39 protein-coding genes and 1 pseudogene are annotated in these 26,563 nt (G+C 38.0%); 8 read left to right on the forward strand and 32 right to left on the reverse strand.

Going from position 1 to position 26,563, the window contains the following annotated elements:
* Positions 1 to 2: 2 nt before the first annotated feature.
* Positions 3 to 455 carry a PTS galactitol transporter subunit IIA gene (gene gatA, locus GYM76_RS09285; protein WP_065734969.1) on the reverse strand — a complete coding sequence of 151 codons (453 nt, stop codon included), beginning with the start codon at positions 453 to 455 and terminating at the stop codon, positions 3 to 5.
* A gap of 289 nt (positions 456 to 744) precedes the next feature.
* Between gatA and GYM76_RS11145 the strand changes: the two are divergent.
* Together GYM76_RS11145 and edd are read left to right on the forward strand one after the other, a co-directional pair.
* A pseudogene (locus GYM76_RS11145) lies at positions 745 to 1,276 on the forward strand (gluconokinase, GntK/IdnK-type).
* Between the two features lie 48 nt (positions 1,277 to 1,324).
* Positions 1,325 to 3,130: a phosphogluconate dehydratase gene (gene edd / locus GYM76_RS09300; RefSeq protein WP_220225306.1), complete on the forward strand. Its 1,806-nt coding sequence runs from the start codon at positions 1,325 to 1,327 to the stop codon at positions 3,128 to 3,130.
* 89 nt (positions 3,131 to 3,219) lie between these two features.
* Here the strand turns inward: edd and GYM76_RS09305 are convergent, their stop codons facing one another.
* A complete protein-coding gene (locus GYM76_RS09305) occupies positions 3,220 to 4,941 on the reverse strand; it encodes a thiamine pyrophosphate-dependent enzyme (protein ID WP_220225307.1) in 1,722 nt (573 codons plus the stop codon).
* Positions 4,942 to 5,201: 260 nt separating this feature from the next.
* Between GYM76_RS09305 and GYM76_RS09310 the strand changes: the two genes are divergently transcribed.
* Both GYM76_RS09310 and fmt read left to right on the forward strand, forming a co-directional pair.
* Entirely contained in the window at positions 5,202 to 7,070 is a 1,869-nt protein-coding gene (locus GYM76_RS09310; RefSeq protein ID WP_065562930.1) for an SLC13 family permease, read from the forward strand.
* A 253-nt stretch (positions 7,071 to 7,323) separates the two neighbouring features.
* Positions 7,324 to 8,283, forward strand: coding sequence for a methionyl-tRNA formyltransferase (gene fmt / locus GYM76_RS09315; RefSeq protein WP_220225308.1), 960 nt, complete (start codon positions 7,324 to 7,326; stop codon positions 8,281 to 8,283).
* A 34-nt stretch (positions 8,284 to 8,317) separates the two neighbouring features.
* Here the strand turns inward: fmt and tehB are convergent, their stop codons facing one another.
* Positions 8,318 to 9,187 (reverse strand): SAM-dependent methyltransferase TehB, encoded by an 870-nt coding sequence (tehB, locus tag GYM76_RS09320; RefSeq protein WP_065562932.1) that lies wholly within the window; start codon positions 9,185 to 9,187, stop codon positions 8,318 to 8,320.
* Between the two features lie 190 nt (positions 9,188 to 9,377).
* On the opposite strand from tehB, the gene fabI reads away from it, so the two are divergent.
* Positions 9,378 to 10,166 (forward strand): enoyl-ACP reductase FabI, encoded by a 789-nt coding sequence (gene fabI / locus GYM76_RS09325; protein ID WP_065562933.1) that lies wholly within the window; start codon positions 9,378 to 9,380, stop codon positions 10,164 to 10,166.
* Between the two features lie 105 nt (positions 10,167 to 10,271).
* Here the strand turns inward: fabI and ppnP are convergent, their stop codons facing one another.
* Positions 10,272 to 10,562, reverse strand: coding sequence for a pyrimidine/purine nucleoside phosphorylase (gene ppnP / locus GYM76_RS09330; RefSeq protein ID WP_065562934.1), 291 nt, complete (start codon positions 10,560 to 10,562; stop codon positions 10,272 to 10,274).
* Between the two features lie 243 nt (positions 10,563 to 10,805).
* On the opposite strand from ppnP, the gene slyD reads away from it, so the two are divergent.
* From slyD to GYM76_RS09345, 3 genes are all read left to right on the forward strand, one after another.
* Positions 10,806 to 11,372 carry a peptidylprolyl isomerase gene (gene slyD / locus GYM76_RS09335; RefSeq protein WP_220225309.1) on the forward strand — a complete coding sequence of 189 codons (567 nt, stop codon included), beginning with the start codon at positions 10,806 to 10,808 and terminating at the stop codon, positions 11,370 to 11,372.
* A gap of 160 nt (positions 11,373 to 11,532) precedes the next feature.
* Positions 11,533 to 12,204: a DNA repair protein RadC gene (gene radC / locus GYM76_RS09340; RefSeq protein ID WP_220225310.1), complete on the forward strand. Its 672-nt coding sequence runs from the start codon at positions 11,533 to 11,535 to the stop codon at positions 12,202 to 12,204.
* A gap of 48 nt (positions 12,205 to 12,252) precedes the next feature.
* The gene (locus GYM76_RS09345) at positions 12,253 to 12,456 is read left to right on the forward strand and encodes a SlyX family protein (protein WP_220225311.1); all 204 of its coding nucleotides are present in this window, start codon (positions 12,253 to 12,255) and stop codon (positions 12,454 to 12,456) included.
* Positions 12,457 to 12,637: 181 nt separating this feature from the next.
* Here the strand turns inward: GYM76_RS09345 and rplQ are convergent, their stop codons facing one another.
* From rplQ to rpsJ, 28 genes are all read right to left on the reverse strand, one after another.
* Positions 12,638 to 13,024: a 50S ribosomal protein L17 gene (rplQ, locus tag GYM76_RS09350; RefSeq protein WP_034884211.1), complete on the reverse strand. Its 387-nt coding sequence runs from the start codon at positions 13,022 to 13,024 to the stop codon at positions 12,638 to 12,640.
* A gap of 29 nt (positions 13,025 to 13,053) precedes the next feature.
* Positions 13,054 to 14,043 (reverse strand): DNA-directed RNA polymerase subunit alpha, encoded by a 990-nt coding sequence (gene rpoA, locus GYM76_RS09355; RefSeq protein ID WP_065562938.1) that lies wholly within the window; start codon positions 14,041 to 14,043, stop codon positions 13,054 to 13,056.
* Between the two features lie 25 nt (positions 14,044 to 14,068).
* A complete protein-coding gene (rpsD, locus tag GYM76_RS09360) occupies positions 14,069 to 14,689 on the reverse strand; it encodes a 30S ribosomal protein S4 (RefSeq protein WP_065558591.1) in 621 nt (206 codons plus the stop codon).
* 46 nt (positions 14,690 to 14,735) lie between these two features.
* Positions 14,736 to 15,125, reverse strand: a complete 390-nt coding sequence (rpsK, locus tag GYM76_RS09365) for a 30S ribosomal protein S11 (protein WP_025314405.1) — start codon at positions 15,123 to 15,125, stop codon at positions 14,736 to 14,738.
* 15 nt (positions 15,126 to 15,140) lie between these two features.
* Positions 15,141 to 15,497 carry a 30S ribosomal protein S13 gene (gene rpsM / locus GYM76_RS09370; RefSeq protein ID WP_034884217.1) on the reverse strand — a complete coding sequence of 119 codons (357 nt, stop codon included), beginning with the start codon at positions 15,495 to 15,497 and terminating at the stop codon, positions 15,141 to 15,143.
* A gap of 171 nt (positions 15,498 to 15,668) precedes the next feature.
* Positions 15,669 to 15,782: a 50S ribosomal protein L36 gene (gene rpmJ, locus GYM76_RS09375; protein WP_034884218.1), complete on the reverse strand. Its 114-nt coding sequence runs from the start codon at positions 15,780 to 15,782 to the stop codon at positions 15,669 to 15,671.
* Positions 15,783 to 15,808: 26 nt separating this feature from the next.
* Positions 15,809 to 17,146, reverse strand: a complete 1,338-nt coding sequence (secY, locus tag GYM76_RS09380) for a preprotein translocase subunit SecY (RefSeq protein ID WP_065562939.1) — start codon at positions 17,144 to 17,146, stop codon at positions 15,809 to 15,811.
* A gap of 8 nt (positions 17,147 to 17,154) precedes the next feature.
* On the reverse strand, positions 17,155 to 17,589 hold the full coding sequence (gene rplO, locus GYM76_RS09385) for a 50S ribosomal protein L15 (RefSeq protein WP_065562940.1): 435 nt from the start codon (positions 17,587 to 17,589) through the stop codon (positions 17,155 to 17,157).
* A gap of 5 nt (positions 17,590 to 17,594) precedes the next feature.
* Complete coding sequence (rpmD, locus tag GYM76_RS09390) at positions 17,595 to 17,774, reverse strand: 50S ribosomal protein L30 (RefSeq protein WP_025314400.1); 180 nt, start codon at positions 17,772 to 17,774, stop codon at positions 17,595 to 17,597.
* Positions 17,775 to 17,780: 6 nt separating this feature from the next.
* Positions 17,781 to 18,281 carry a 30S ribosomal protein S5 gene (rpsE, locus tag GYM76_RS09395; RefSeq protein WP_025314399.1) on the reverse strand — a complete coding sequence of 167 codons (501 nt, stop codon included), beginning with the start codon at positions 18,279 to 18,281 and terminating at the stop codon, positions 17,781 to 17,783.
* A gap of 14 nt (positions 18,282 to 18,295) precedes the next feature.
* Complete coding sequence (rplR, locus tag GYM76_RS09400) at positions 18,296 to 18,649, reverse strand: 50S ribosomal protein L18 (protein ID WP_025314398.1); 354 nt, start codon at positions 18,647 to 18,649, stop codon at positions 18,296 to 18,298.
* 9 nt (positions 18,650 to 18,658) lie between these two features.
* A complete protein-coding gene (rplF, locus tag GYM76_RS09405) occupies positions 18,659 to 19,192 on the reverse strand; it encodes a 50S ribosomal protein L6 (protein ID WP_065562941.1) in 534 nt (177 codons plus the stop codon).
* An 11-nt stretch (positions 19,193 to 19,203) separates the two neighbouring features.
* Positions 19,204 to 19,596, reverse strand: a complete 393-nt coding sequence (rpsH, locus tag GYM76_RS09410; RefSeq protein ID WP_034884228.1) for a 30S ribosomal protein S8 — start codon at positions 19,594 to 19,596, stop codon at positions 19,204 to 19,206.
* A gap of 17 nt (positions 19,597 to 19,613) precedes the next feature.
* Entirely contained in the window at positions 19,614 to 19,919 is a 306-nt protein-coding gene (gene rpsN / locus GYM76_RS09415; RefSeq protein ID WP_025314395.1) for a 30S ribosomal protein S14, read from the reverse strand.
* An 11-nt stretch (positions 19,920 to 19,930) separates the two neighbouring features.
* The gene (gene rplE, locus GYM76_RS09420) at positions 19,931 to 20,470 is read right to left on the reverse strand and encodes a 50S ribosomal protein L5 (protein WP_025314394.1); all 540 of its coding nucleotides are present in this window, start codon (positions 20,468 to 20,470) and stop codon (positions 19,931 to 19,933) included.
* Positions 20,471 to 20,487: 17 nt separating this feature from the next.
* Positions 20,488 to 20,802, reverse strand: a complete 315-nt coding sequence (rplX, locus tag GYM76_RS09425) for a 50S ribosomal protein L24 (protein WP_034884230.1) — start codon at positions 20,800 to 20,802, stop codon at positions 20,488 to 20,490.
* Between the two features lie 10 nt (positions 20,803 to 20,812).
* Positions 20,813 to 21,184, reverse strand: a complete 372-nt coding sequence (rplN, locus tag GYM76_RS09430) for a 50S ribosomal protein L14 (protein WP_025314392.1) — start codon at positions 21,182 to 21,184, stop codon at positions 20,813 to 20,815.
* A gap of 195 nt (positions 21,185 to 21,379) precedes the next feature.
* Positions 21,380 to 21,640 carry a 30S ribosomal protein S17 gene (gene rpsQ / locus GYM76_RS09435; RefSeq protein WP_025314391.1) on the reverse strand — a complete coding sequence of 87 codons (261 nt, stop codon included), beginning with the start codon at positions 21,638 to 21,640 and terminating at the stop codon, positions 21,380 to 21,382.
* Position 21,641: 1 nt separating this feature from the next.
* A complete protein-coding gene (rpmC, locus tag GYM76_RS09440) occupies positions 21,642 to 21,833 on the reverse strand; it encodes a 50S ribosomal protein L29 (RefSeq protein ID WP_034902373.1) in 192 nt (63 codons plus the stop codon).
* Positions 21,834 to 22,244 carry a 50S ribosomal protein L16 gene (rplP, locus tag GYM76_RS09445; RefSeq protein ID WP_025314389.1) on the reverse strand — a complete coding sequence of 137 codons (411 nt, stop codon included), beginning with the start codon at positions 22,242 to 22,244 and terminating at the stop codon, positions 21,834 to 21,836.
* A gap of 12 nt (positions 22,245 to 22,256) precedes the next feature.
* Positions 22,257 to 22,994 carry a 30S ribosomal protein S3 gene (gene rpsC / locus GYM76_RS09450; protein ID WP_065562942.1) on the reverse strand — a complete coding sequence of 246 codons (738 nt, stop codon included), beginning with the start codon at positions 22,992 to 22,994 and terminating at the stop codon, positions 22,257 to 22,259.
* 14 nt (positions 22,995 to 23,008) lie between these two features.
* Positions 23,009 to 23,341: a 50S ribosomal protein L22 gene (gene rplV, locus GYM76_RS09455; RefSeq protein WP_034884235.1), complete on the reverse strand. Its 333-nt coding sequence runs from the start codon at positions 23,339 to 23,341 to the stop codon at positions 23,009 to 23,011.
* A gap of 13 nt (positions 23,342 to 23,354) precedes the next feature.
* Positions 23,355 to 23,633 carry a 30S ribosomal protein S19 gene (gene rpsS / locus GYM76_RS09460; protein ID WP_024496505.1) on the reverse strand — a complete coding sequence of 93 codons (279 nt, stop codon included), beginning with the start codon at positions 23,631 to 23,633 and terminating at the stop codon, positions 23,355 to 23,357.
* A gap of 19 nt (positions 23,634 to 23,652) precedes the next feature.
* On the reverse strand, positions 23,653 to 24,477 hold the full coding sequence (rplB, locus tag GYM76_RS09465) for a 50S ribosomal protein L2 (protein ID WP_065562943.1): 825 nt from the start codon (positions 24,475 to 24,477) through the stop codon (positions 23,653 to 23,655).
* Between the two features lie 18 nt (positions 24,478 to 24,495).
* The gene (gene rplW, locus GYM76_RS09470; protein WP_034885052.1) at positions 24,496 to 24,798 is read right to left on the reverse strand and encodes a 50S ribosomal protein L23; all 303 of its coding nucleotides are present in this window, start codon (positions 24,796 to 24,798) and stop codon (positions 24,496 to 24,498) included.
* Positions 24,795 to 25,397: a 50S ribosomal protein L4 gene (rplD, locus tag GYM76_RS09475; protein WP_065562944.1), complete on the reverse strand. Its 603-nt coding sequence runs from the start codon at positions 25,395 to 25,397 to the stop codon at positions 24,795 to 24,797. The genes rplW and rplD overlap by 4 nt, the downstream gene beginning before the upstream one ends.
* Before the next feature lie 16 nt (positions 25,398 to 25,413).
* Entirely contained in the window at positions 25,414 to 26,040 is a 627-nt protein-coding gene (gene rplC / locus GYM76_RS09480; RefSeq protein WP_034902384.1) for a 50S ribosomal protein L3, read from the reverse strand.
* Between the two features lie 31 nt (positions 26,041 to 26,071).
* Positions 26,072 to 26,383 carry a 30S ribosomal protein S10 gene (gene rpsJ / locus GYM76_RS09485; protein ID WP_006120582.1) on the reverse strand — a complete coding sequence of 104 codons (312 nt, stop codon included), beginning with the start codon at positions 26,381 to 26,383 and terminating at the stop codon, positions 26,072 to 26,074.
* Positions 26,384 to 26,563 lie beyond the last annotated feature (180 nt).

The raw sequence follows: 26,563 nt of genomic DNA on the forward strand, positions 1-26,563 counted from the left end.
ACTTATTGATTAAATATCACTTCATTAAAACGTTCGACCACTTCGTTTTGCGAACGACTTAATAAAAAGTGATAAAATTCTTTATCTTGTAAATGGGTAAAAAGTGCTTTCAACAGTGATAGTTGATCAGCTGGTGAAGTCACTACCAATGAAATAATCAATGAAACATCAACGGTGCCATCGTCATCTGCACGTTGAAACGAAACCGGAGATTGGGTGCGAAGAATAAAAATCGCAGGACTGTTAGCATGTTCAGCTTCACAATGTGGAATAGCCACCGCATAGCCATCGAGCAAAATACCGGTTGGATATAATGCTTCCCGATCAAGTAAAGCTTTCAAATGGCTCTGTTTGACAATCCCTTTTTTTTGTAACTGTTGACTTAAATAAGTCAGTAAGGCTAACTCATTGTCAAATTTAAGATTGTCTTCGAAAAGAAGCTGACATTTATTCATATTTACTCTCCATTTTTTATCTTTTTAATGTTACGTTTTAAATTATAACTTTCGAAAACAAAAACAATATCGAAAGATTAAATACTTTCGAAATAAAAAACAAATAAGATTTTATATTTTTGTGATCGAAATCTATTTTTTAAAATAAACTTGAGATCCCAAATCGTGATAAAGACCTTTACCCAAAACAAAGTATGATCCAGATCACAAAATCAACTTTTTTGAATTGCAATAATGGATTAAAATGTCAAAATGTTACCCGTAACAGGTTATTTTGGAGAATAACGTAATGACACAACAAAGGAAAAATGTTTTCGTATTCATGGGTGTATCAGGTAGCGGTAAATCGGTTGTTGCAAAACAAATAGCCGATAACCTAAATGCCGCTTTTCTAGATGGTGACTTTTTACATCCCAAAGCCAATATTTTGAAAATGCGCAGCGGTACCCCGCTAAATGATAACGACAGGATGCCTTGGTTAAACTTAATTAGTAATGCTGCATTTGCAATGAGTAATGTCAATGATATTTCGATTATTATCTGCTCAGCATTAAAAGAAAAATATCGAGACATTATTCGTGGAGAATAATGAAAATGTGCACTTTATTTATTTAAAAGGAAGTTTTGATGTTATCTCCCAACGTTTAGCTAAACGCCAAGGGCATTATCAAAAAACAGGAATGCTACAGTCGCAATTTGACGCATTAGAAGAACCAACAGCCAATGAAAAAGATGTTTATGCTATCAATATTGAACAACCACTAAATGGTGTTATTGAAGATAGCATGAAGGTTATTAATTCAATATGTCATTGTGAATAAATTTATAAAAGTTTAGAAATTATAATAAATATAATCTAAGAGGTTAATGTGAATTCCACTATTTTAGCTGTAACTCAGCGCATTATTAATCGCTCTAAAGCAACACGTGAAGCTTATCTACAAAAAATAGAACATGCTATGTTAAAGAAAGTTACCCGAGCAAGTTTGCCTTGTAGTAACTTAGCTCATGGCTTTGCCGCTTGTTGCCTCGATGAGAAAAATGATCTTAAAAATATATTAAAAAGTAATATCGGCATTATCAGTTCTTATAACGATATGTTATCAGCACATAAACCTTATGAATTTTATCCAGAACAAATTCGAAAAGTGCTACATGAAGTCGGCGCTGTTGGCCAAATGGCTGGAGGGGTACCGGCTATGTGTGATGGTGTAACCCAAGGCGAACCGGGTATGGAAATTTCGCTAATGAGTCGAGATGTGATTGCAATGTCTGTTGCCGTTGGGTTATCACATAATATGTTTGATGGCGCACTGTATCTAGGAGTCTGCGATAAAATTTTACCAGGATTATTTATTGGGGCCCTATCTTTTGGGCATTTACCCGCTATCTTTGTTCCTTCTGGACCGATGCCTTCAGGTTTACCAAATAAAGAGAAAGTTCGCATTCGTCAACTTTATTCAGAAGGAAAAGCTTCTCGCGAAGATTTATTAGAATCTGAATCAGCCTCATACCATACCAGCGGAACTTGTACGTTTTATGGCACCGCAAATAGTAACCAAATGGTCATTGAGTTAATGGGATTACATTTACCTGGAGCCGCTTTTGTTCACCCTGAAACAACATTACGCAATGAACTAACCAATGCCGCTGCAAGACAGATCACTCGTTTAACTAACCAATCAGGAAATTATATGCCAGTTGGTAAAATGGTGGATGAAAAAGTAATTGTTAATGGTTTAGTTGCGCTTTTAACCACAGGTGGCTCAACCAATTTGACTATGCACATTGTCGCTATGGCTAAAGCGGCTGGTATTGTTATTAATTGGGACGATATTTCAGACTTATCAACAGTTGTTCCGTTATTGAGCCGAATATACCCTAATGGGCCGGCCGACATTAACTACTTCCAAGCAGCAGGTGGAACTTCATTATTGGTCCGAGAACTATTATCCGGTGGTTTGTTACATGAAGATGTTGAAACTGTAGTTGGCCATGGACTGAGCCGTTACACGAAAGAGCCAATTTTAGAAAATGGTAAACTCATCTTCCGCGAAGGTCCTAAAGAATCTTTAGATGAAAATGTGATTGCTTCAATAAAAAAACCTTTCAACTCTCATGGTGGCTTAAAAGTGATGTCTGGCAATTTAGGGAGAGCGATAATGAAAACGTCTGCTGTTACCTCTGAGCACCAAATTATCGAAGCACCTGCAGTAGTCTTTAATAGTCAGTATGATTTAGATGCAGAATATAAAGCCGGCAACCTCAACAAAGACTGTGTTGTAGTTGTTCGTTATCAAGGTCCAAAAGCTATCGGTATGCCAGAGCTACATAAATTAATAACACCATTGGGTGTTTTGCAAGATCGTGGCTATAAAGTTGCGTTATTAACTGATGGACGGCTATCTGGCGCATCAGGCAAAGTACCGGCAGCTATTCATGTTACACCTGAAGCCTATGCAGGTGGATTATTAAGCAAAGTTGAACAAGGTGATATGATCAGAGTCAATGGTCAAACCGGTGAAATAACACTATTAGTTGATGAAGCTGAACTCGCAAAACGCAGTCCAGCACCCATCGATTTAACCGATTCCCATAAAGGTTTTGGTCGAGAACTTTATACAGTTGTTAGAGAAAATTTATCTTCAGCTGAAGAAGGTGCTGTTAGTTTTTAATCAAACTTATCTGCCGCAAAATGCGGCAGATATCGTAAAAATCCCCCTAAAAACCCCGTTCCTCAACTTTTTTTTATCTATTGCTTAGTCTATTTTTTTACAAAATTATCAACCAACAAATTAACCACATCTTTCATTTTGCCACTCAATGATGCCTTTACACTATAAAGCGCCATTCCCATTACTTGTGAAGTATGAATTTCAGGCGGCATAACTAATTCATATTCGTTTGTCTTAACATCTAATAATGCAGGTCCAGGGTGAGCTAAAAATGATTGCACTGCGGCTTCAAGCAAATCTGAATTATCGACACGAATAGCAAATAATCCCATCGCTTCAGCTACTTTAGCAAAATCAGGATTTTTTAAATCAGTATAGTGATCGACAAGCCCTTCTGATTTTTGTTCCAATTCAACAAAGTTAAGTGAGCTATTATTAAGCACAACAACTTTAATTGGCAGGTTTTCTTGGATTGTGGTTAACAAATCGCCTAACAACATACTAATACCACCATCTCCTGATAAGGTAATGACTTGACGATTAGGAAAAGCTTTTTGTACACCTAATGCTTGTGGCATCGCATTGGCCATAGTGCCATGTTTTAAACTAATAACGGTCCGTCTTTTACCATTGGTTGAAAAATGACGGCAAGCCCAAACCATAGCAGAACCAACATCTGCACATAGTACGGCATCATCATTGGCATATTTATCAATCAATTCGGTTAAATATTGAGGGTGAATAACCGTTTTTGATGGTATCGCTTTCTTACCTAATTTATCAATTGCTTTAGTGTGTAATTCACGACATTTATCTAAAAATGCACTGTCTGCTTTTTCATTAACTAATGGCAATAAAGCGGCTAGGGTTGGTTTACTTGCACCTACAACACCAATATCTACACTATGGCGATGACCAAGATGAGTTGCATCGATATCTACCTGAATAATTGTTGCATCATCTGGATAAAATTGTGACCACGCAAAATCAACACCAAACATCAAAAGCACATCACACTCTTTTATCGCCGTTGCGCCAGACTCCATACCAAACATCCCTGTCATGCCAACGTTATACGGATTATCATATTCGACGAAATCTTTAGCTCTTGAAGTATGAACAATTGGTGACTTTAATTTTTTTGCTAACGCAACTAATTCATCATGAGCTTCTGATACTCCATGACCTGCAAATATTGCCACTTTACTATTTTTATTTAGAATTTCGGAAATTTGTGCAAGCTCTTCATCAGATGGCCGAATTACTGGTTTCGGGTGAAAAATTTTCTGTCCACTATTATCTTCAACTTTGACTAAACTTATATTATAAGGAATAACTATAACAGCAACACCTCGTTGATTTATTGCCGCTTGTACAGCTGCTGTAGTAATTCGTCGTGCTTGTGTTGGATCCGAAATTTGCTGACAAAAGACAGAACAATTTTTATAAATAGATTCAAAATCAACCTCTTGCGGAAAATCAGTTCCTTGTTGAGAGGTAACTAACTGGCTAGCCAGTAAAACCAATGGTACTTTATTGCGTTGTGCTTCATAAATACCATTTATAAAATGTAGGCTTCCTGGTCCACATGAACCAGCACAAGCAGTTATTTGATCGGTAAGATAAGCTTCAGCTCCTGCAGCAAAAGCACCCACTTCTTCATGACGAACATGTACCCATTCAATATCACTTTTTTTGATAGCAGACGTAATTTGATTTAAGGTATCTCCAACAATACCATAACAATGTTTAACCCCCGCTTGAGATAACACTTCAATAATAATTTCCGCAACAGACTTTTTTGATGACATATTGACTCCTAAATATGGTTTTAAAATTAAACGCATCAAGTTGACTAAATTACACCTAAGTTTTATGAATGCGAAGAGCTTAAAAATAAAACAGCAAAAAATGTTAAAAATGTCATTTTAACCATAGTTGATACTTAAGAATCTTTACTTCAAGATATTCCCTATTACAATAAATCAAGGTATTATGTCAAAAATATAATCAACTTCATGAGCTACCTTTTGTGGAACATTCGTCATCTGGACATAGTTTTTTATCATCAATGTCTGCTCTTTTACCTAATTATATAATCGAATATTACCCACTCATTACTGTTTGTTTGTTACTTTTTATTGCGATTTTATTGTTTTCATTCAGTAAATTAAGAATGGATATTATTGCGTTATTGACGATAACTGCAATTACCGTCACGGGTGTATTAACTCCGGCTGAAGCGCTTGCGGGATTTAGCGATCCCAATATTATCCTCATTGCACTGTTATTCGTAATCGGTGAAAGTTTAGTAAGAACGGGTATCTCTTACAAAATGAGTGAATATATCTTAAAAGCAGCAGGTAAAAATGATATTCGAATTATTACCTTTATTATGTTAGGTGTAGCTTTACTGGGTTCGGTTATGAGCTCAACTGGTGTAGTTGCAATCTTTATTCCTGTTGCTATCAGTATTGCTAACCATACAGGTATCCATGTAAAAAAATTGATGATGCCACTGTGTATTGCAGCATTAATTAGTGGCATGATGACTCTTGTCGCAACAGCTCCAAACCTTGTAGTAAATAGTGAACTTAGCCGAGCTGCATTAACCGAGTTTGGCTTCTTTTCAATTACGCCAATAGGCCTTGGCGTATTAGTTGTTGGTGTGATTTATTGTTTATTAACACGCAATTGGTTACTTACAGCGGACCAAGTCACCGCTAACAATAGTTTACCTCAAAGACGTAAAATTACCGATTTAATTAGAGATTATAAATTAATTGGCCGAGCTCACCGCGCGCAAATTCTTGCTGGTTCTCCTTTTGTTGGGCGAACCATTGATGGATTACATTTACGTACTGAGCATGGTGTAAATGTAATTGGTATTGAACGTTGGCGAAAATTCCAAAAAGTGCTCATCCCTGTAAATGGTAGTACTGAATTTAGAGAAAACGATATTCTTTTATTGGACATGTCTCATTCCGAAGCTGACTATCGCACATTTCTAACCACTAACAATCTTGAACCAAAAGTATTACGTGGTGAATATTTTTCGGAACAAGTCAAAGAAGTCGGTATGGCTGAAGTTGCATTGCTGCCTGAATCATCATTATGTGGAAAGACTCTTAATGAAATTGATTTTAGGGAAAAATATTTTCTGACTGTTATTGGAATCTGGCGAAACCATGCGCCAGTTGAAACCAATAACCTATTCCAAGAACGACTAGAAATGAGCGATACACTTTTGGTATGCGGAGACTGGGGATCTATACAAAAACTACAAACCCGGACTAGTGATTTTGTGGTACTTGATTACCCATCAGACATTGATGATGTTGCACCAGCAAGCTCTCAGGCTTTTATCGCACTATTTAATCTAGCGGTAATGATTATTTTAATGGTGACAGGTATTGTCCCAAATGTTGTTGCTGCACTGATTGCTTGTTTATTAATGGGTGCCACCCGCTGTATTGATATGGCAAATGCTTATAAATCAATTCATTGGCCAACATTAATTCTAATTATCGGTATGATGCCTTTCGCGGTAGCGTTAAATAAGACGGGAGGGATTTCGCTCATATCACAATGGCTTGAAATCCACTTACGTTCATTTGGCCCTTACATGGTGTTAACTTTTATCTTTTTATTATGCTCAACGGTAGGGTTGTTTATTTCTAATACCGCAACCGCGATTTTAATTGCACCAATTGCGATTGATTTAGCAATAAAATTTGGATATTCACCCTATCCATTTGCTATGACCGTTGCTATTGCGACATCTGCATCGTTTATTACACCTGTTTCATCACCTGTAAAAACAATGGTTGTTGCACCTGGTGGATATAGCTTTAGTGATTTTGTTAAAGTTGGTGTGCCGTTAACCTTCTTGGTTATGTTAGTTGATATAGCGTTGGTACCAATATTTTTTCCATTTTAAGTAAAATAAAAACATAATTAATTGGTTAAATATAAGGTTACTAAGTTGTTTGTGGATTTTTACTATTATTTTATCCACAAACTTTTCACCAGCTATTATGAGATTTCGCTATGATTCAAGATCACTTAACGCTATAACCACCTTTACTCGGTATACATATGATATCCATTATGAGTACAGTGATGTGATTAAGGATTATTAGGTCAATTTAAAGTATAATATCTGTCATATTTTGATTATGGATATATTACACATGTCACACACAACAAATCCCCTAAAGATTATTTTTGCTGGCACGCCTGATTTTGCCGCTACCCATTTAAAAGCATTAATTGATGCTAAACATAATGTCATTGCAGTTTTTACTCAGCCCGATCGCCCTGCTGGACGTGGCAATAAGTTAACTGCAAGTCCGGTTAAACAATTAGCAATCGAAAATCATCTTCCTGTTTATCAACCTGCTACACTCAAAACTGAAGAAAACCAAAAAATCATTGCTGAGCTCAATGCCGACATTATGATTGTGGTGGCATATGGTCTTATTTTACCGCAAGCTGTGCTTGATATGCCTAAACTAGGTTGTTTAAATGTGCATGGTTCATTATTACCAAGATGGCGTGGCGCAGCCCCTATTCAACGCGCTTGTTGGGCTGGTGATACTTTAACCGGTATCACAATTATGCAAATGGATGCAGGGCTTGATACGGGTGATATGTTATATAAACTCACCTGTCCAATTGAACCTTCTGATACCAGTGCAACGTTATATAACAAATTGGCGCAATTAGGTCCAAAAGGACTACTTGATACCTTAACACTAATTACCGAAGGAAAAATCCAACCTGAAAAACAAGATCCATCACAGGTCACTTACGCTGAAAAATTATCTAAACAAGAAGCTAAACTTGATTGGAACCTATCGGCACAGCAACTGGAACGTTGCATTCGCGCCTTTAATCCTTGGCCTGTTAGTTATTTTGACGTTAATGGCGAGCCAGTAAAGGTATGGCAAGCAGAAGTGATAAAAACATCCCACAATCGACCTGTTGGCACTATTTTACAAGCGGATAAAAAAGGAATATGTATTGCAACAAGTGATGGCGCATTAAATATGACACTTTTACAACCTGCTGGTAAAAAACCAATGTCTGCTCAAGATCTATTGAACTCTCGCAAAGCATGGTTTGAAGTAGGTAAGATACTGGGGAACTAGTTAAAAAGATATTACAGGATAAATTCCTGTAATATTATCGTTTTTTGGCTAACAGCGTCGCAAAGCGGAGCTTTATTCGGTTGCCATGGATATCCGTTTTATGCAGTTCGCCAACATCTTCATTGTATTTTAGGATGTCCCAATTTTGATAATAATTAAGTAACTCATTCTCTTTAAACGTAAACGAAAATCCTACAGTGCAAGGAAAATCATCAGTTGACATAGCGCAAACAATTAAATTATAACCACCCGTTTTAGTTATGTTTTGCATATTATGAATGATATCGGGAATTCTATCTGGTTGTAAAAACATCATTACAACAGTTGAAATAATTAAATCGTAGTTACCTTTTAAATTAGCCTGATTAATATCATAAATAGATGCATTGATATGCGATAAATGATCGTTTGCAATAATTTCTTGTAAATTACTAATACTCATTTCTGACTTATCAACGGCATCAACATCAAAACCAAGTAGCTGTAAATAGAGTGAATTACGGCCTGAACCACAACCTAAATCTAGCGCTTTTCCGGCCTGAATGATTTGACAGACTTCCAACACGTCAGAATGGGTTTTAGTCATCTGATATTTTTTCTGGCTATAATCCTCAGGTTGACAATAAAAAGCCAACTGGCACTGCAAATCATCTGAAACATGAGCTATTCGATGCCATTGCTGAGGCTCAATAAATGGAGGCTGATGCTGAACATCAAAAACATATTGAGAAACGATATCGCCTTGCTCGGTTAACATATCAAAATTGATATGACCTTTTATAATATTTAATTTTGCCCAAGTACCTAGTTGTGTATTATGTTTTTCACGAAACAAATCGGGTAAAGTTTTTGCATCCCAAACAGGTAACGTTTTATAGCAAACTAAATCTTTATCTTTCATCATGAAGTACCAACAATGTCATCTAATAGTTGAGTATTATAGTCAAGTATTAATCAAATAAACAACTTATTTTTTAGAAATAAAATGACGATTAAATAAGGAAAAATAAATTTATAGTAGCGAAGTTAACTATATCAACATATAATCATCAGCATTCTAGAATATATAGTAAAAAATATTAGAGGAACAATTTATGGGATTTTTAACAGGTAAACGCATACTGGTTACCGGCGTTGCAAGTAATCGTTCTATTGCTTACGGTATTGCAAAAGCGATGCACCGTGAAGGCGCAGAATTAGCTTTTACTTATCAAAGCGAAAAATTAAAAGGCCGTGTTGAAGAGTTTGCTGCTGATTTTAATTCTAAAATCGTTTTACCTTGTGATGTTGCGCATGATGAAAGCATCACAACATTATTTACAGAGCTAGCTAAAACTTGGGATAAATTCGATGGTTTTGTTCATGCAATTGCCTTCGCTCCTGGTGATCAATTAGATGGTGATTATGTTAATGCGGTAACTCGTGAAGGTTTTGCCATCGCACATGATATTAGCTCTTATAGCTTTGTTGCTATGGCTAAAGCTTGTCGTTCAATGCTAAATCCTGACTCAGCATTAGTCACTCTTTCTTATTTAGGCGCTGAACGTGCAATTCCTAATTATAACGTTATGGGTCTTGCTAAAGCATCTTTAGAAGCAAATGTACGTTATATGGCAAATGCAATGGGACCTGAAGGTATTCGTGTAAATGCAATTTCTGCTGGCCCTATTCGTACTTTAGCTGCATCAGGAATTAAAGATTTCAAAAAGATGTTATCACATTGTGAATCAGTAACCCCTATTCGTCGTACAGTAACCATTGAAGACGTAGGTAATTCAGCTGCATTCTTATGTTCAAATTTATCGTCAGGTATTACGGGTGAAGTCATTCATGTTGATGGTGGCTTTAGTATCGCAGCGATGAATGAATTAGAACTTAAGTAATATAGTAAAATATTTTAATGAAAGGCTAATTGTAAAATTAGCCTTTTTTATTGCATAAAAGCAAATCTATCAATGATTAAGCTTTCTTAGATTTAATATGAATGCCTATTTTGCTAAGTAACGACACAAATAAACTGTTGTCTCGCTGACTTGCACATCAAATTGACTCTCTTTGGCGACATGAAAAATCTGCCCTGCTTCAAAAATTTGCCAATCAGTTGCAGTAGGTAATAAAACTTTGAGCGAACCAGTTATCACTGTCATTTCTTCTGGATTATTGGTACTAAAAACATATTCGCCAGGCATCATCACACCAACAGAGGCTTTACCCGTTGAGCCATTTTCAAAACCTATAGACTTCACTTTTCCATCAAAATAATCATTAATTTCTAACATAAAAACCCCTCTCCTCAACTTTTTTTATAAATTTTATTAAACTTATTATTATCAGCTTAATTGATTTCAATTAGCTATCCAACGATTATTTATTAGTTAAAAGTTATTTTTTTAAACCAAAATCGCATCAATAACTAAGATAATATTAAAACTTCCTAAATTACAAAGAAAATAGCATACAGAAGCGTTTTTTTCCGTTAAAATTTAACATTATTTGCTCAGTAACAGTTTGTTGGAGAAAACATGAAAATAGCAAAAAATACAGTTGTAAGTTTAGCATATAAAGTTCGTACAAAAGATGGCGTGTTAGTTGATGAAGCTACAGCAGCTGCGCCACTTGAATATTTACAAGGTGCAGGAAACTTATTACAAGACCTTGAAAATGCGTTAGAAGGCCATCAAGTTGGTGATAAATTTGATGTGGAATTAGTTAACCCTTATGGTGATTTTAACGATGCATTGGTACAAAATGTACCGCGTGATGTTTTTGTTGGAGTTGATGACCTCGAAGTTGGTATGCGTTTTTTTGCTGATACTGACCAAGGTTCTTTACCCGTTGAAATCACGGCTATTGATGGCGATACCGTCACTATTGATGGTAACCATATGTTAGCTGGCCAAGACTTAAATTTTAATGTTGAAGTGCTTGCTATTCGTGAAGCGACACCTGATGAGATATCTCATGGTCATATTCATGGTGCACACGATCATGGACATGGTGGCTGTGGTTGTGGTGGTCACGATGATCATGACGATAATGAAGAAAGCGGTTGTTGTGGCGGTGGAAACGGCAGTTGCGGATGTCACTAATATTTAAATAAAATAGAATTTTAAAAGCGCTGATTAGCGCTTTTTTTGTAAAATAGTCTCGATCTTTGCGAACCATTTCACAACTTTTCATCTGTTTCGTTATCAATTTATAAAAATTAATCAATAATCTCATTTTAAAAAAAATGGGAATACCATAATTATGTCAACACAATGCAGACTTTTGATGCCACGAGAAAAATTATTACAATTTGGTGTTGAAGCGCTGTCAGATGCTGAATTACTTGCTCTTTTTTTACGTACGGGAACTCGTAATTTACCAGTATTAACGTTATCCCAAAAATTATTAAATGAATTCGGTTCCTTTTACCATTTAATGAATGCAAGTCATGATGAATTTTGTAAAAAAAAAGGTTTGGGAACAGCTAAATACACTCAATTGAAAGCGGTGGTTGAGCTATCTCATCGTTATTTAAAAGTTAAAATGACCAAAGAAAATTATCTTACATCACCTACTTTAACTCATCATTATCTAGCTAATCGTTTAATGGATAAAGATCGTGAAATTTTTATGGTTATTTTTCTAGATAACCAGAATCACGTCATTAATTGTGAGGAGATGTTTGTAGGAACATACAACTGCGTTGAGGTTCATCCTAGAGAAGTCGCTAGAAAAGCCTTACAATACAATGCGGCAGCATTAATTTTAGCACATAACCATCCTTCAGGCTTAGCTGAACCAAGTCAAGCTGATCGTGCATTAACTAAAAAAATCGAACAAGTTTGTGAATTAATTGATGTCCGAGTTATCGATCATCTCGTCATTGGTAAAGGTGAATACGTCTCTTTTGCGGAACGAGGATGGATTTTATAATAACTTTTACTTACAATATAAAATCAAATAGCCATTAAGTAACAGACTATGAACCAACAATTGGAATTATTAGAAACAAAAGTTGCATTTCAAGAGATGACCATTGAAGAATTAAATCAAATGGTGGTTAATCTACAAGCCGATATCAGCAAACTTAAAGAACAATTAACATTATTATCACAAAAGTTACAAGCAAACCAAACATCGAACATAGCAAGTTTATCAGAAGAAACTCCGCCTCCACATTATTAACTTATAGCATTAAAATGTTTTAAAAAATTCCTGCTAATTACGGACAAAATGGTGGCTATATTCATTCGCCATCCCGCTTAAAATTTCTGGTACTTATATTAAACTTTGGTAGTTAAATCTATAATAATTAGCTAATAAAAAACCGGCTCATTAGCCGGTTTTAATTTTAAGCTTTAATTATTTATTCAGCTGCTGCTTCTGCTTCTACAGCAGGGCGATCAACTAATTCAATATAAGCCATTGGAGCATTATCTCCATCACGGAAACCACATTTTAAAATGCGTACATAACCGCCAGGACGGGTAGCAAAACGTGGGCCTAAATCTGAAAATAATTTTTTCACTGTATCTTTATCACGGATACGAGCAAAAGCCAAACGGCGATTAGCTACGCTATCGCTTTTGGCTAGCGTAATTAACGGTTCAACAACACGACGCAACTCTTTTGCTTTAGGCAATGTAGTTTTGATGATTTCATGTTCAACAAGTGAACTAGTCATGTTACGAAACATTGCTTGACGATGGCTGCTATTTCGGTTCAGTTGACGACCACTTTTACGATGGCGCATAACTTTATCCTTCTTATATAAATTTTATTTTAGTCTTCAACAATACTTGCTGGTGGCCAGTTCTCAAGACGCATGCCTAAAGACAAACCACGAGATGCGAGCACATCCTTAATTTCAGTAAGTGATTTCTTACCAAGATTAGGGGTTTTAAGTAACTCAACTTCGGTACGTTGTACTAAATCACCAATATAATGAACTGCTTCTGCTTTTAAGCAATTAGCAGACCGAACAGTTAATTCGAGATCATCTACTGGACGTAGAAGAATCGGATCAAATTCCGGTTTATCTTCTTTAACTTCAGGTTGACGTACATCACGTAAATCAACGAAAGCTTCAAGTTGTTCAGCCAAAATAGTTGAAGCACGACGAATAGCCTCTTCAGGATCAATCGTACCATTAGTTTCCATATCAATAACTAATTTATCTAAATCGGTACGTTGTTCCACACGAGCCGCATCGACAGAATAAGCGATACGCTCGACTGGGCTATAACATGCATCAACTAATAGACGACCAATCGGTCGCTCTTCATCTTCTGACTTAACGCGAGCAGAAGCAGGGACATAACCACGTCCTCGTTGTACACGAATACGCATACTAATTGAAGCATTGGCATCAGTAAGATGACAAATTACTAAATCAGGATTTACAATTTCAACATCACCATCGTGAGTGATATCCGATGCAGTTACCGCACCTACCCCTGATTTATTTAAAGTCAGCATAACATCATCTTTAGTATGTACACGTACTGCTAATTTTTTCAAATTAAGCAGAATATCAAGCACATCTTCTTGAACGCCTTCTTTAGTACTATACTCATGCAGAACACCGTCAATTTCAACTTCGGTCACTGCATATCCCGGCATAGATGATAATAAAATGCGGCGTAGTGCATTACCTAAAGTATGTCCAAAACCACGCTCAAGTGGCTCTAAAGTCACTTTTGCATGAGTTGGGCTGTATTGAACAACGTCAACTAGGTGAGGTTTTAAAAACTCTGTTACAGAACCCTGCATTATGTCCTCTCTTAAGTGCTAAACTTTACTTAGAGTAAAGTTCGACGATCAAATGTTCGTTGATGTCAGCAGATAAATCTGAACGTTCTGGTAAGCGTTTGAACACACCTTCCATTTTGCTAGCATCAACTTCTAACCATGTTGGTTTTTCACGTTGTTCAGCTAACTCTAAAGCGGCTTTAATACGTGCTTGTTTTTTAGATTTTTCACGAACACTAATCACATCTTCAGGTGAAACTTGATAAGATGCGATGTTAACAACGTGACCATTAACAAGAACAGCTTTATGACTAACTAATTGACGAGCTTCAGCACGAGTTGCACCGAATCCCATACGATAAACAACGTTATCTAAGCGACGTTCTAAAAGACCTAACAAGTTTTCACCTGTATTACCTTTAATACGTGCTGCATTTTTGTAGTAATTACGGAATTGACGTTCTAGAATTCCATAAATACGTCTAACTTTTTGTTTTTCGCGTAACTGAACACCATAATCTGATAAACGCGGTTTACGCGCACCATGTTGTCCAGGAGCTTGTTCTAACTTACATTTACTGTCAACCGCTCGGACGCCAGACTTAAGGAATAAATCTGTACCTTCACGACGACTTAATTTGAGCTTTGGTCCCAAATATCTTGCCATTTTTTTTCTCCAATAATCCTATAAACATTCAATGTTTAATAAAAAATTAAACACGACGTTTCTTTGGTGGACGACAACCGTTATGAGGAATCGGAGTAACATCAGTAATATTAGTGATGCGATAACCCGCTGCATTTAATGCACGAATTGTTGACTCACGACCAGGACCAGGTCCTTTTACCATAACTTCTAGATTCTTAATTCCGTAGTCTTTTACGGCTTCTGCACAACGCTCTGCTGCTACTTGAGCTGCGAACGGAGTTGACTTACGAGAGCCACGGAAACCAGAACCACCAGCGGTTGCCCAACCCAACGCATTACCTTGACGATCGGTAATTGTTACGATTGTATTGTTAAATGATGCATGAATATGAGCTATACCATCAGAAACTTGCTTTTTAACACGTTTACGTGTACGAACAGGTGTCTTTGCCATTTATTATCACCTCAATTATTTCTTGATTGGCTTACGCGGTCCCTTACGGGTACGAGCGTTAGTCTTAGTGCGTTGACCACGGACAGGAAGTCCACGACGATGACGCACACCACGATAACAACCAAGGTCTAATAAACGCTTGATACTCATAGTTACTTCACGACGTAAATCACCTTCAACAGTGAATTTAGCGACTTGTTCACGTAACTTTTCAATCTGATCTTCAGATAGTTCTCTGATCTTAACATGTTCAGGAATACCAGCTTCAGCACAAATTGTCTTAGCACGGGTATTACCGATACCATAAATTGCTTGTAACGCAATAACAGTATGTTGTTGATCAGGAATGTTAATGCCTGCTATACGGGCCACTATGCACTCCTTTATTGTTAATGTTCAGCAAATCCACCATACTGAAAAGCCCGTTTTCAGGATACTCAAACGGCGGATCTACAAAAAAATTTTAGGCTGGCTATTCTAGCCAGCTTTACTATACTTTGGCAAGTAAAATATGCAAAAGTTCAATTTCGCAGTTAAATAATATTAACCTTGACGTTGTTTGTGTTTACCTTCAATGCAAATAACACGAACGATGCCATTGCGTTTGATGATTTTACAATTTCTGCATAATTTCTTGACTGAAGCACGAACTTTCATGTTTTTCTCCGTAACTTCTGGCTAACTTATCGGCCGTAGCCTTTAAGGTTCGCTTTCTTTAACACTGACTCATAACGATTTGGCATCATTAAAGTCTGTACTTGTGCCATAAAATCCATGATTACAACAACTACAATTAATAAAGATGTTCCACCAAATTGAACTGGAACTTTCATCGCACTTGTCATAAACATTGGTACCAAACATACAAAAGTAATGTAGATAGCGCCAATTAGCGTTAAACGTGTCATTACTTTATCAATATACTTAGATGTTTGTTCACCTGGACGGATACCTGGAATAAATGCACCAGATTTTTTTAACTGATCTGCTGTTTCTCTCGGATTGAAAACCAATGCGGTATAGAAGAAACAGAAGAAAATAATCGCAGCTGCAAAAAAGATTATGTATAACGGTTGATCATGAGAGAAATATTGCCCAATAAGAACAAAGATATATCTCCATCCTTCACCATTTCCTTGAAACCAAGAAGCCATCATTGATGGTAACATAATAATTGTTGAAGCAAATATTGCTGGAATTACACCTGCCATATTAATTTTAAGAGGTAAATGCGTACTTTGTGCGGCATACACACGACGACCTTGTTGTCTTTGAGCGTAATTAACGACAATACGTCGTTGACCACGTTCAACAAAAACGACAAAGTAAGTCACACCAACCACTAATGCAGCGATTACTAATAATAAAATCGGATGCAAATCACCAGAACGAGCTTGTTCAATTGTTTCATATATCGCATGAGGAAGACTTGCCACAATACCAGCAAAGATAATGATAGAAATACCATTACCTACACCGCGCTCTGTGATCTGTTCACCCAACCACATAAGAAACATAGTGCCAGTAACTAAGCTAACCGATGCAATAAAATAGAAAGAAAATCCTGGGTTAATCACAACCTGACTATAACCAGGAATATTCGGTAAACCAGTCGCAATACCGACTGCCTGTACAATCGCTAAAGCTAGTGTGCCATAACGAGTATATTGGCTAATTTTCTTACGACCTGATTCACCTTCTTTCTTCAATTCAGCTAATTTAGGATTAATTGATGTCAATAACTGCACAATGATTGATGCAGAAATATAAGGCATTATCCCTAAAGCAAATATTGAAGCACGGCTTAAAGCACCACCAGAGAACATATTGAACATACCAACAATACCATTAGATGATGCTTGTAGTAAGTCCGATAACGCTTTAGTATCAACACCAGGAACCGGAACGTAAGAACCAAGACGGAAAACAATAAGCGCTAAAAGCACAAATAATAAACGTCTTTTAAGCTCACTACTACCGCCTCGTGTGCTTTGAAAATCTAATCCTGGTTGCTTTGCCATCTTTCTAATTATTCCTCAATTTTTCCGCCAGCAGCTTCAATTGCAGCTTTAGCACCTTTAGTTACTCGAATACCACGAACTGTTACTGGTTTAGAAATTTCACCAGATAACATGATTTTTGCATATTCGATTTGTGAATTAATCACATTAGCAACTTTTAAGCTATTTAGGTCAACAATATCACCTTCAACTTTCATTAAATCTGAAAGACGAACTTGTGCTGTTACCATAGCTTTACGTGAGGTAAAACCAAATTTTGGTAAACGACGATATAAAGGCATTTGACCACCTTCAAAGCCACGACGAACGCCGCCACCTGAACGAGATTTTTGACCTTTGATACCACGAGTACCAGTTTTACCAAGCCCTGAACCGATTCCACGGCCTACGCGCTTAGGTGCATGCTTTGAACCTTCAGCAGGAGATAAAGTATTTAAACGCATTACTATTACTCCTCAACTTTAACCATGTAATAAACTTGGTTTACCATACCGCGAATTGCAGGTGTATCTTCACGTTCAACAGTATGACCAATACGACGTAATCCTAAACCAACTAACGTTGCTTTATGCTTCGGTAGACGACCAATAGAACTACGAGTTTGTGTAATTTTAATTGTCTTTGCCATGGCTAATTACCCCAAAATTTCTTCGACGGTTTTACCACGCTTAGCAGCAACCATTTCTGGAGATTTCATATTTTCTAAGCCATCAATCGTTGCACGAACCACGTTAATTGGGTTTGTAGAACCATATGCTTTAGCTAGAACGTTACGAACACCAGCAACTTCTAATACAGCACGCATCGCACCACCGGCGATAATACCAGTACCTTCTGATGCTGGTTGCATATAAACACGAGAACCTGTGTGAGCACCTTTAACTGGATGCTGTAAAGTATCGTTGTTTAACGCAACATTGATCATATTGCGACGTGCTTTTTCCATTGCTTTTTGGATTGCTGCTGGCACTTCACGTGCTTTACCATATCCAAAACCTACGCGGCCATTACCGTCACCAACAACAGTTAGTGCAGAAAAACTAAAAATACGACCACCTTTTACGGTTTTAGAGACTCGGTTAACTGCGATTAATTTTTCCTGCAGTTCACCAGCTTGTTTTTCGATGTTTGACATCTTTAACTCCTACCTTAGAACTGTAGGCCAGCTTCGCGAGCAGCATCTGCTAGCGCCTGAACTCGACCATGATATTGGAAACCTGAACGATCAAAAGAAACTTCTTTGATATCTTTCGCTAATGCACGCTCTGCAATTGCTTTACCAACTGCTGCTGCGGCATCTTTGTTTCCAGTGTATTTTAAACTTTCACTGATAGCTTTTTCTAATGTAGAAGCGGCTGCCAGTACTTCTGATCCGTTTGGTGCGATAATCTGCGCATAAATATGACGCGGAGTACGGTGAACTACTAAGCGAGTTGCAAGTAGTTCATGCATCTTACGACGCGCTTTAGTTGCACGACGGATACGAGCTGATTTCTTATCCATAGTGTTACCTTACTTTTTCTTAGCTTCTTTAGTACGCACAACTTCATCTGCGTAACGAACACCTTTACCTTTATAAGGTTCAGGACGACGATAAGCACGGATATCTGCTGCCACTTGTCCGATTAACTGTTTATCAGCACTTTTTAGTACGATTTCAGTTTGAGAAGGACACTCAGCTGTTACACCTTTAGGTAATTGATGTTCAATTGGATGTGAATATCCAAGAGATAAACCAATTGCATTACCTTTAACTTGTGCACGATAACCGACACCAACTAGCTGAAGTTTTTTAGTAAAACCTTCAGTAACACCAATTACCATTGCATTAATCAATGCACGAGCTGTACCTGCTTGAGCCCAAGCATCAGCAAAGCCGTCACGAGGTGCAAATTTAATTTGACCTTCTTCTTGATTAATTACAACAGCATTATTTATTGTGCGAGATAACTCGCCATTTTTACCTTTAATCGTAATTACCTGACCATTGAGTTTTACCTCTACGCCAGCAGGAACAACGACAGGTGCTTTTGCAACACGAGACATTTTTTTCTCCCTTACGCTACGTAGCAGATAATTTCACCACCAAGACCAGCTTGGCGTGCTGCACGATCAGTCATAACACCTTTAGAAGTAGAAATAACTGCAATACCTAATCCAGCCATTACTTTTGGTAATTCATCTTTACGTTTATAAATACGTAAACCTGGACGGCTAACACGTTTAATACTTTCTACAACAGCCTTACCTTGGAAATATTTTAAAGTGATTTCCAATTCTGGTTTAGTGTCACCAACTACTTTATAGTCCCCGATATAACCTTCTTCTTTTAGCACATTGGCAATTGCCACTTTTAGCTTAGAGGAAGGCATGGTGACTGCAACTTTATTCGCAGCTTGACCGTTACGAATACGGGTCAACATATCTGCTATAGGATCTTGCATGCTCATCTATAACACTCCCCTGATTACCAACTTGCCTTTTTAAGACCAGGAATCTCACCACGCATGGCTGACTCACGAACCTTAATACGGCTTAAACCAAATTTACGAAGGACGCCATGAGGACGACCGGTTTGACGACAACGACGACGTTGACGTGATGGACTAGAATCACGAGGAAGCGTTTGCAATTTAAGCACTGCATTCCAACGATCTTCATCTGATGCATTAAGATCAGAGATAATCGCTTTTAATTCTTGACGCTTTGCAAAATATTTTTCTGCTAGCTTTACGCGTTTCTTATCGCGTTCAATCATTGATTGTTTAGCCATTATGCCCTACCTTACTTACGAAATGGGAAGTTAAAGGCAGATAATAAAGCTCGGCCTTCTTCATCAGATTGTGCAGTAGTTGTGATAGTAATATCTAAACCACGAACACGATCAACTTTATCATAATCGATTTCAGGGAAAACGATTTGTTCACGAACACCCATGCTATAGTTACCACGACCATCGAAAGATTTTGCGCTTAAGCCACGAAAATCTCGAGTACGAGGAAGAGCAATATAAACTAGACGTTCAAAAAATTCCCACATACGTTCGCCACGTAAAGTGACCTTACAACCAATAGGATACCCTTGACGGATTTTAAAACCAGCAACTGATTTGCGTGCTTTAGTGACAAGTGGTTTTTGACCACTGATTGCTGCTAAATCAGCAACCGCATTATCTAATAATTTCTTATCAGTAATTGCTTCACCCACACCCATATTCAAGGTGATCTTTTCGATCCGAGGGACTTGCATGACAGATTTGTAGCCAAACTGTTCTTGCAGTTTATTTACTACCTGTGCTTTGTAGTAATCATGCAGTTTCGCCATCGTACACTCCAAATTACTTAATTGATTAATTTATTAGTAGACTTATAAAAACGGACTTTTTTTCCATCTTCAAAACGAAAGCCTACGCGATCTGCTTTGCCTGTATCTTGGTTAAAAATTGCTACGTTAGAAACGTTAATTGGCGCTTCTTTCTCAACAATTCCACCTTCTTGATTTAATGCAGGTACTGGTTTTTGATGTTTTTTCACCAAATTAATACCTTCAACAATCACTTTACCAGTAGACAAAACACTTTTTACTTTACCGCGTTTACCTTTATCTTTACCGGCTAACACGATAACTTCATCTTCTCGACGGATTTTAGCTGCCATTACCCGCTCCTTACAGTACTTCTGGTGCTAATGAAATGATCTTCATAAACTTCTCAGAACGAAGTTCACGAGTGACCGGTCCAAAAATACGCGTACCAATCGGTTGCTCACTGTTATTATTTAAAATAACGCAAGCATTGCGATCGAAACGAATGACAGATCCATCAGGACGACGAACACCTTTTCTAGTGCGCACGACTACAGCTTTAAGTACATCACCTTTTTTCACTTTACCACGTGGAATTGCTTCTTTAATGGTAACTTTGATGATATCACCGACAGCTGCATAACGACGATGCGATCCACCGAGAACCTTGATACACATTACGCTACGTGCGCCAGAGTTATCAGCAACATCGAGCCTAGTCTGTTCTTGGATCATTTTAATGCTCCGTATAAATTAATTATTGTCTAATCTACCTTCATCCACCTCAACTACCATGGATAAGAATAGACAACCAAAAACCCACATATGTGAGGGCGCATAGTATAACACCACTCAAATAAAATGGATAGCATAAAATAAACGGCCGATGAGCCGTTTATTAAATTATGTACAGTTTTTAATCAAAAAAGATTAACTAACTGCTTTTTCAACGATTCGAACAAGAGTCCAAGATTTGGTTTTTGATAATGGACGACACTCTTTAATTTCAACAGTATCGCCAATACCACACTCGTTGTTTTCATCATGTACATGCAATTTAGTCGTACGTTTAATGAACTTACCATATAACGGATGCTTCACTTTACGTTCAATAGCTACAGTAATAGATTTATCCATTTTGTCGCTAATAACACGACCTTGCTGAGTACGAATTTTTACTTCAGTAGTCATATTACGCACCCGCCTTCTCAGTTAATAACGTTTTAACTCGTGCAATATTACGACGCACTTGTTTTAACATATGAGTTTGTGTTAACTGACCCCCAGCTAATTGCATACGTAAGTTAAATTGCTCACGTAATAAATTAAGAAGTTCAGTATTTAACTCTTCAACGCTTTTTTCGCGTAGCTCTTTTGCTTTCATTTACATCACCGTCTTAATCACAAAGGTGGTTTTAATTGGCAGTTTTGCAGCTGCCAACGCAAATGCTTCACGAGCAACTTCTTCCGGTACACCGTCCATTTCATAAAGGACTTTACCTGGTTGAATCTGAGCAACCCAGTATTCAACGTTACCCTTACCTTTACCCATACGCACTTCAAGTGGTTTTTCAGTAATTGGTTTATCAGGGAAAACTCGAATCCAGATTTTACCTTGACGCTTAACTGCACGAGTCATTGCACGACGTGCCGCTTCGATCTGGCGCGCAGTCAAACGACCACGACCCACAGCCTTAAGACCGAATGTACCGAAACTAACGTCAGTACTTACAGCAAGACCACGATTGCGGCCCTTGTGCACTTTACGGAATTTTGTACGCTTTGGTTGTAACATCAGCGACGCTCCTTATTGTTTTCGGCCTTTGCGCTGCTTTTTCGGTTGAGCAGCAGGTTGTTTTTCTGCTTGTTCAACGGCAGCCATACCACCAAGGATCTCACCTTTGAAGATCCACACTTTAACACCAATAATACCATAGGTAGTTAATGCTTCAGATGTACCATAATCGATATCAGCACGTAGAGTATGTAGAGGCACACGACCTTCACGATACCATTCACTACGAGCGATTTCAGCGCCGCCTAAACGACCACTTACTTCAACTTTGATACCTTTAGCACCCGCTTTCATTGCGTTTTGAACCGCACGTTTCATAGCGCGACGGAACATAACACGGCGTTCTAACTGAGAGGTAATACTGTCAGCAACTAATTTAGCGTCAAGTTCTGGTTTACGAACTTCAGCAATATTAATTTGTACTGCAACATCACGTTTCTCTCTTTTGTCTTTGTATTTATTGACAATAGAAGCTACGGCATTACGTAATTTTTCAACGTCCTCACCTTTTTTACCAATCACAATACCTGGACGAGCAGTGTGAATAGTAATGCGAACGTTAGTTTCTGCTGAACGGTCGATCACAATTTTAGAGATAGATGCTTGTGCTAATTCTTTATTTAAGAATTCACGCACTCTAAAATCACTTTCTAAATTATCAGCGAATGTCTTTGTACCCGAATACCATGTAGATGTCCAAGGCTTGACGATGCCTAGTCGGATACCATTTGGATTTACTTTTTGACCCATTGCTATTCTCCAGCCTAGCGATCAGAGACGATCACGGTGATGTGACTCGTACGCTTCAAAATTCGATCTGCACGACCTTTTGCACGAGGCATAATACGCTTCATGGTTGGGCCTTCGTCTACGAAAATTTTCGCAACTTTCAGATCATCAATATCAGCACCATCGTTATGCTCTGCATTAGCAATAGCAGACTCTAATACTTTTTTAACCAGTACAGCCGCTTTTTTATTGGTGTACGTTAAAATATCAAGTGCCTGAGACACTTTTTTACCGCGAACAAGATCTGCAACTAAGCGAACTTTTTGTGCAGAAGAACGAGCGTGGCGGTACTTTGCAATTGTTTCCATCTCTTTCTCCTACTTATTTCTTCTTAGCTTTCTTATCCGCAGCGTGGCCGCGATAAGTACGAGTCGGCGCGAATTCACCCAATTTATGACCAACCATTTCGTCGGAAACATAAACTGGAACGTGCTGACGACCATTATGGACAGCGATGGTCAAACCGATCATGTTAGGAAAGATCGTTGAACGACGGGACCAAGTACGAATTGGTTTCTTGTCCCCGCTTTCCACCGCTTTCTCTACCTTCTTCAGCAAGTGTAGGTCAATAAAAGGACCCTTCTTGAGAGAACGTGGCATAGCTAATCCTCTATATTAATTATTTCTTATTGCGACGGCGAACAATATACTTATCAGTACGTTTGTTGCTACGCGTTTTCAATCCTTTGGCTTTTTGACCCCATGGAGACACAGGATGTTTACCAAAGTTACGACCTTCACCACCACCATGTGGATGGTCTACCGGGTTCATTGCTGTACCACGAACAGTAGGACGAACACCACGCCAACGCGAAGCACCCGCTTTACCTAATACGCGAAGCATATGTTCTGAATTACCCACTTCACCAATAGTGGCGCGGCAATCAGATAATACTTTACGCATTTCACCTGAACGTAGACGTAATGTTACATAAGCACCATCACGAGCAACGATTTGAACATAACTACCAGCAGAGCGAGCAAGTTGTCCGCCTTTACCTGGTTTCATTTCAATATTATGCACGGTAGAACCGACTGGAATATTGCGCATCGGTAAACAGTTACCTGTTTTAATTGATGCATCAACACCAGATTGGATCTGATCACCTGCTTTTAAGCCTTTAGGCGCTAAAATATAACGACGTTCACCGTCTTTATATAGAACCAATGCAATATTTGCACTACGGTTCGGATCATATTCCAAACGTTCAACAACTGCTGGAATACCATCTTTATTACGCTTAAAGTCGACAATACGATAATGTTGTTTATGACCACCACCGATATGACGGGTAGTGATACGACCATTATTATTGCGACCACCAGTTTTGCTTTTTGAATCAAGCAACGGTGCATAAGGCTTACCTTTATGCAACTCTGGGTTAACCACTTTAACAACGTGGCGACGACCCGGAGATGTAGGTTTACACTTAACAACTGCCATTGTTCTTACTCCTCCGAATTACTCAGCGACGCCAGCAAGGTCTAAGTTTTGACCTTCTGCTAAAGTAACGTAAGCTTTTTTCCAGTCGCTACGGCGACCGATTTGTTGACCACGACGTTTTACTTTGCCTTTAACAACAAGAGTATTTACGTCATCTACTTTAACTTCAAATAGTTGTTCAACTGCGGCTTTAATCTCTCTCTTAGTAGCATCTTTAGCAACTTTCAATACTAATGTATTTGTTTTTTCCATTGAAATAGATGCTTTTTCAGAAACATGTGGTGCTCGCAGGACTTTAAGCAGACGCTCTTCACGAATCATGCTAACATCTCCTCTACTTGTTTAACGGCATCAACAGTGATAACCACTTTGTCAAATGCAATCAAACTAACTGGATCAATACCTGCCACATCACGCACATCAACTTTATATAAGTTACGTGCTGCTAAGAAAAGATTTTCATCAACTTCAGAGGTAATGATTAGAACATCATTTAAGTTCATATCATTTAATTTCTGAGTTAATAATTTAGTCTTAGGTGCTTCAACAGTAAATGTTTCAACCACGATTAAACGTTCTTGACGCACTAATTCAGAGAAAATACTCTTTAATGCACCACGATACATTTTACGGTTAACTTTTTGGCTATGATCTTGTGGTTTTGCTGCAAATGTTACACCACCACTACGCCAGATTGGGCTCTTAATAGAACCTGAACGAGCACGACCAGTGCCTTTTTGACGCCATGGTTTTTTGCCTGAACCAGCGATTTCTGCACGAGTTTTTTGTGCGCGAGAGCCTTGACGAGCAGCAGATGCATAAGCAACAACTACTTGGTGAACTAACGCTTCATTAAACTCACGTCCGAAGGTAGTTTCGGAAACAGAAAGCGCTTGCGCGTCTTTTACTACTAATTCCATCTCTATCTCCTCGACGTTAAGCCTTGATTGCCGGTTTAACAATTACGTCACTATTGATTGCGCCTGGTACTGCACCTTTAATTAATAAAAGGTTACGTTCTGCATCAACACGCACAATATCTAAGTTTTGAACAGTTACACGTTCATTACCTAGGTGACCTGCCATTTTACGACCTTTGAACACTTTACCTGGAGTTTGGTTTTGACCGATAGAGCCATGACCACGGTGTGCCAAAGAGTTACCATGTGTTGCATCTTGAGTACGGAAATTCCAACGTTTAGTTACGCCAGCAAAACCTTTACCTTTAGATGTTCCAGTAACATCAACTTTTTTAACGTCTGTAAAAATATCAACGTTAATGCTTTGACCTACAGTATATTCGCCTTCTTCAAAACGGAATTCCCATAGACCACGACCAGCTTCAACGCCAGCCTTAGCGAAATGACCTGCTTCAGGTTTATTTACGCGGCTTGCTTTTTTGCTGCCAGTAGTAACCTGAATAGCTTGATAACCATCATTCTCAAGAGTTTTAACTTGAGTAACGCGGTTACTTTGAACTTCAACTACGGTGACAGGAATAGAAACACCCTCTTCGGTGAAGATTCGTGTCATTCCTACTTTACGACCGATTAAACCAATCATTGTTTAGACCTCTCAATCATTCAGCTTAGGATTAACCTAAACTGATCTGCACATCAACACCGGCAGCAAGGTCTAGACGCATTAAAGCATCAACTGTTTTTTCAGTTGGCTCAACGATATCAACTAGACGTTTGTGAGTACGAATCTCATATTGATCACGCGCATCTTTATTTACGTGCGGAGAAATCAATACGGTGAAACGTTCTTTGCGTGTCGGTAATGGAATAGGACCACGAACTTGTGCGCCTGTGCGCTTCGCAGTTTCTACAATTTCAGCAGTTGATTGATCAATCAAACGATGATCAAACGCTTTTAACCGAATACGGATTCTTTGGTTCGACATGAGACCAGAGCTCCACTATTTAAAAGTTATAACAAAAGATTACTCCTCTTGCCCTGTTTCGATTGACAGGAGAGTGTAATCCGTTCTTTTTCGTAATTCCCAAATCGGGAATATTGTTGATATAATTCAATATTTTTACATAAAGATTATATCTTTTTACTCATTTGCTTACATAAAGAC

It is taken from the genome of Gilliamella sp. ESL0443 (genome assembly GCF_019469165.1).
Classification (GTDB): domain Bacteria; phylum Pseudomonadota; class Gammaproteobacteria; order Enterobacterales; family Orbaceae; genus Gilliamella; species Gilliamella apicola_E.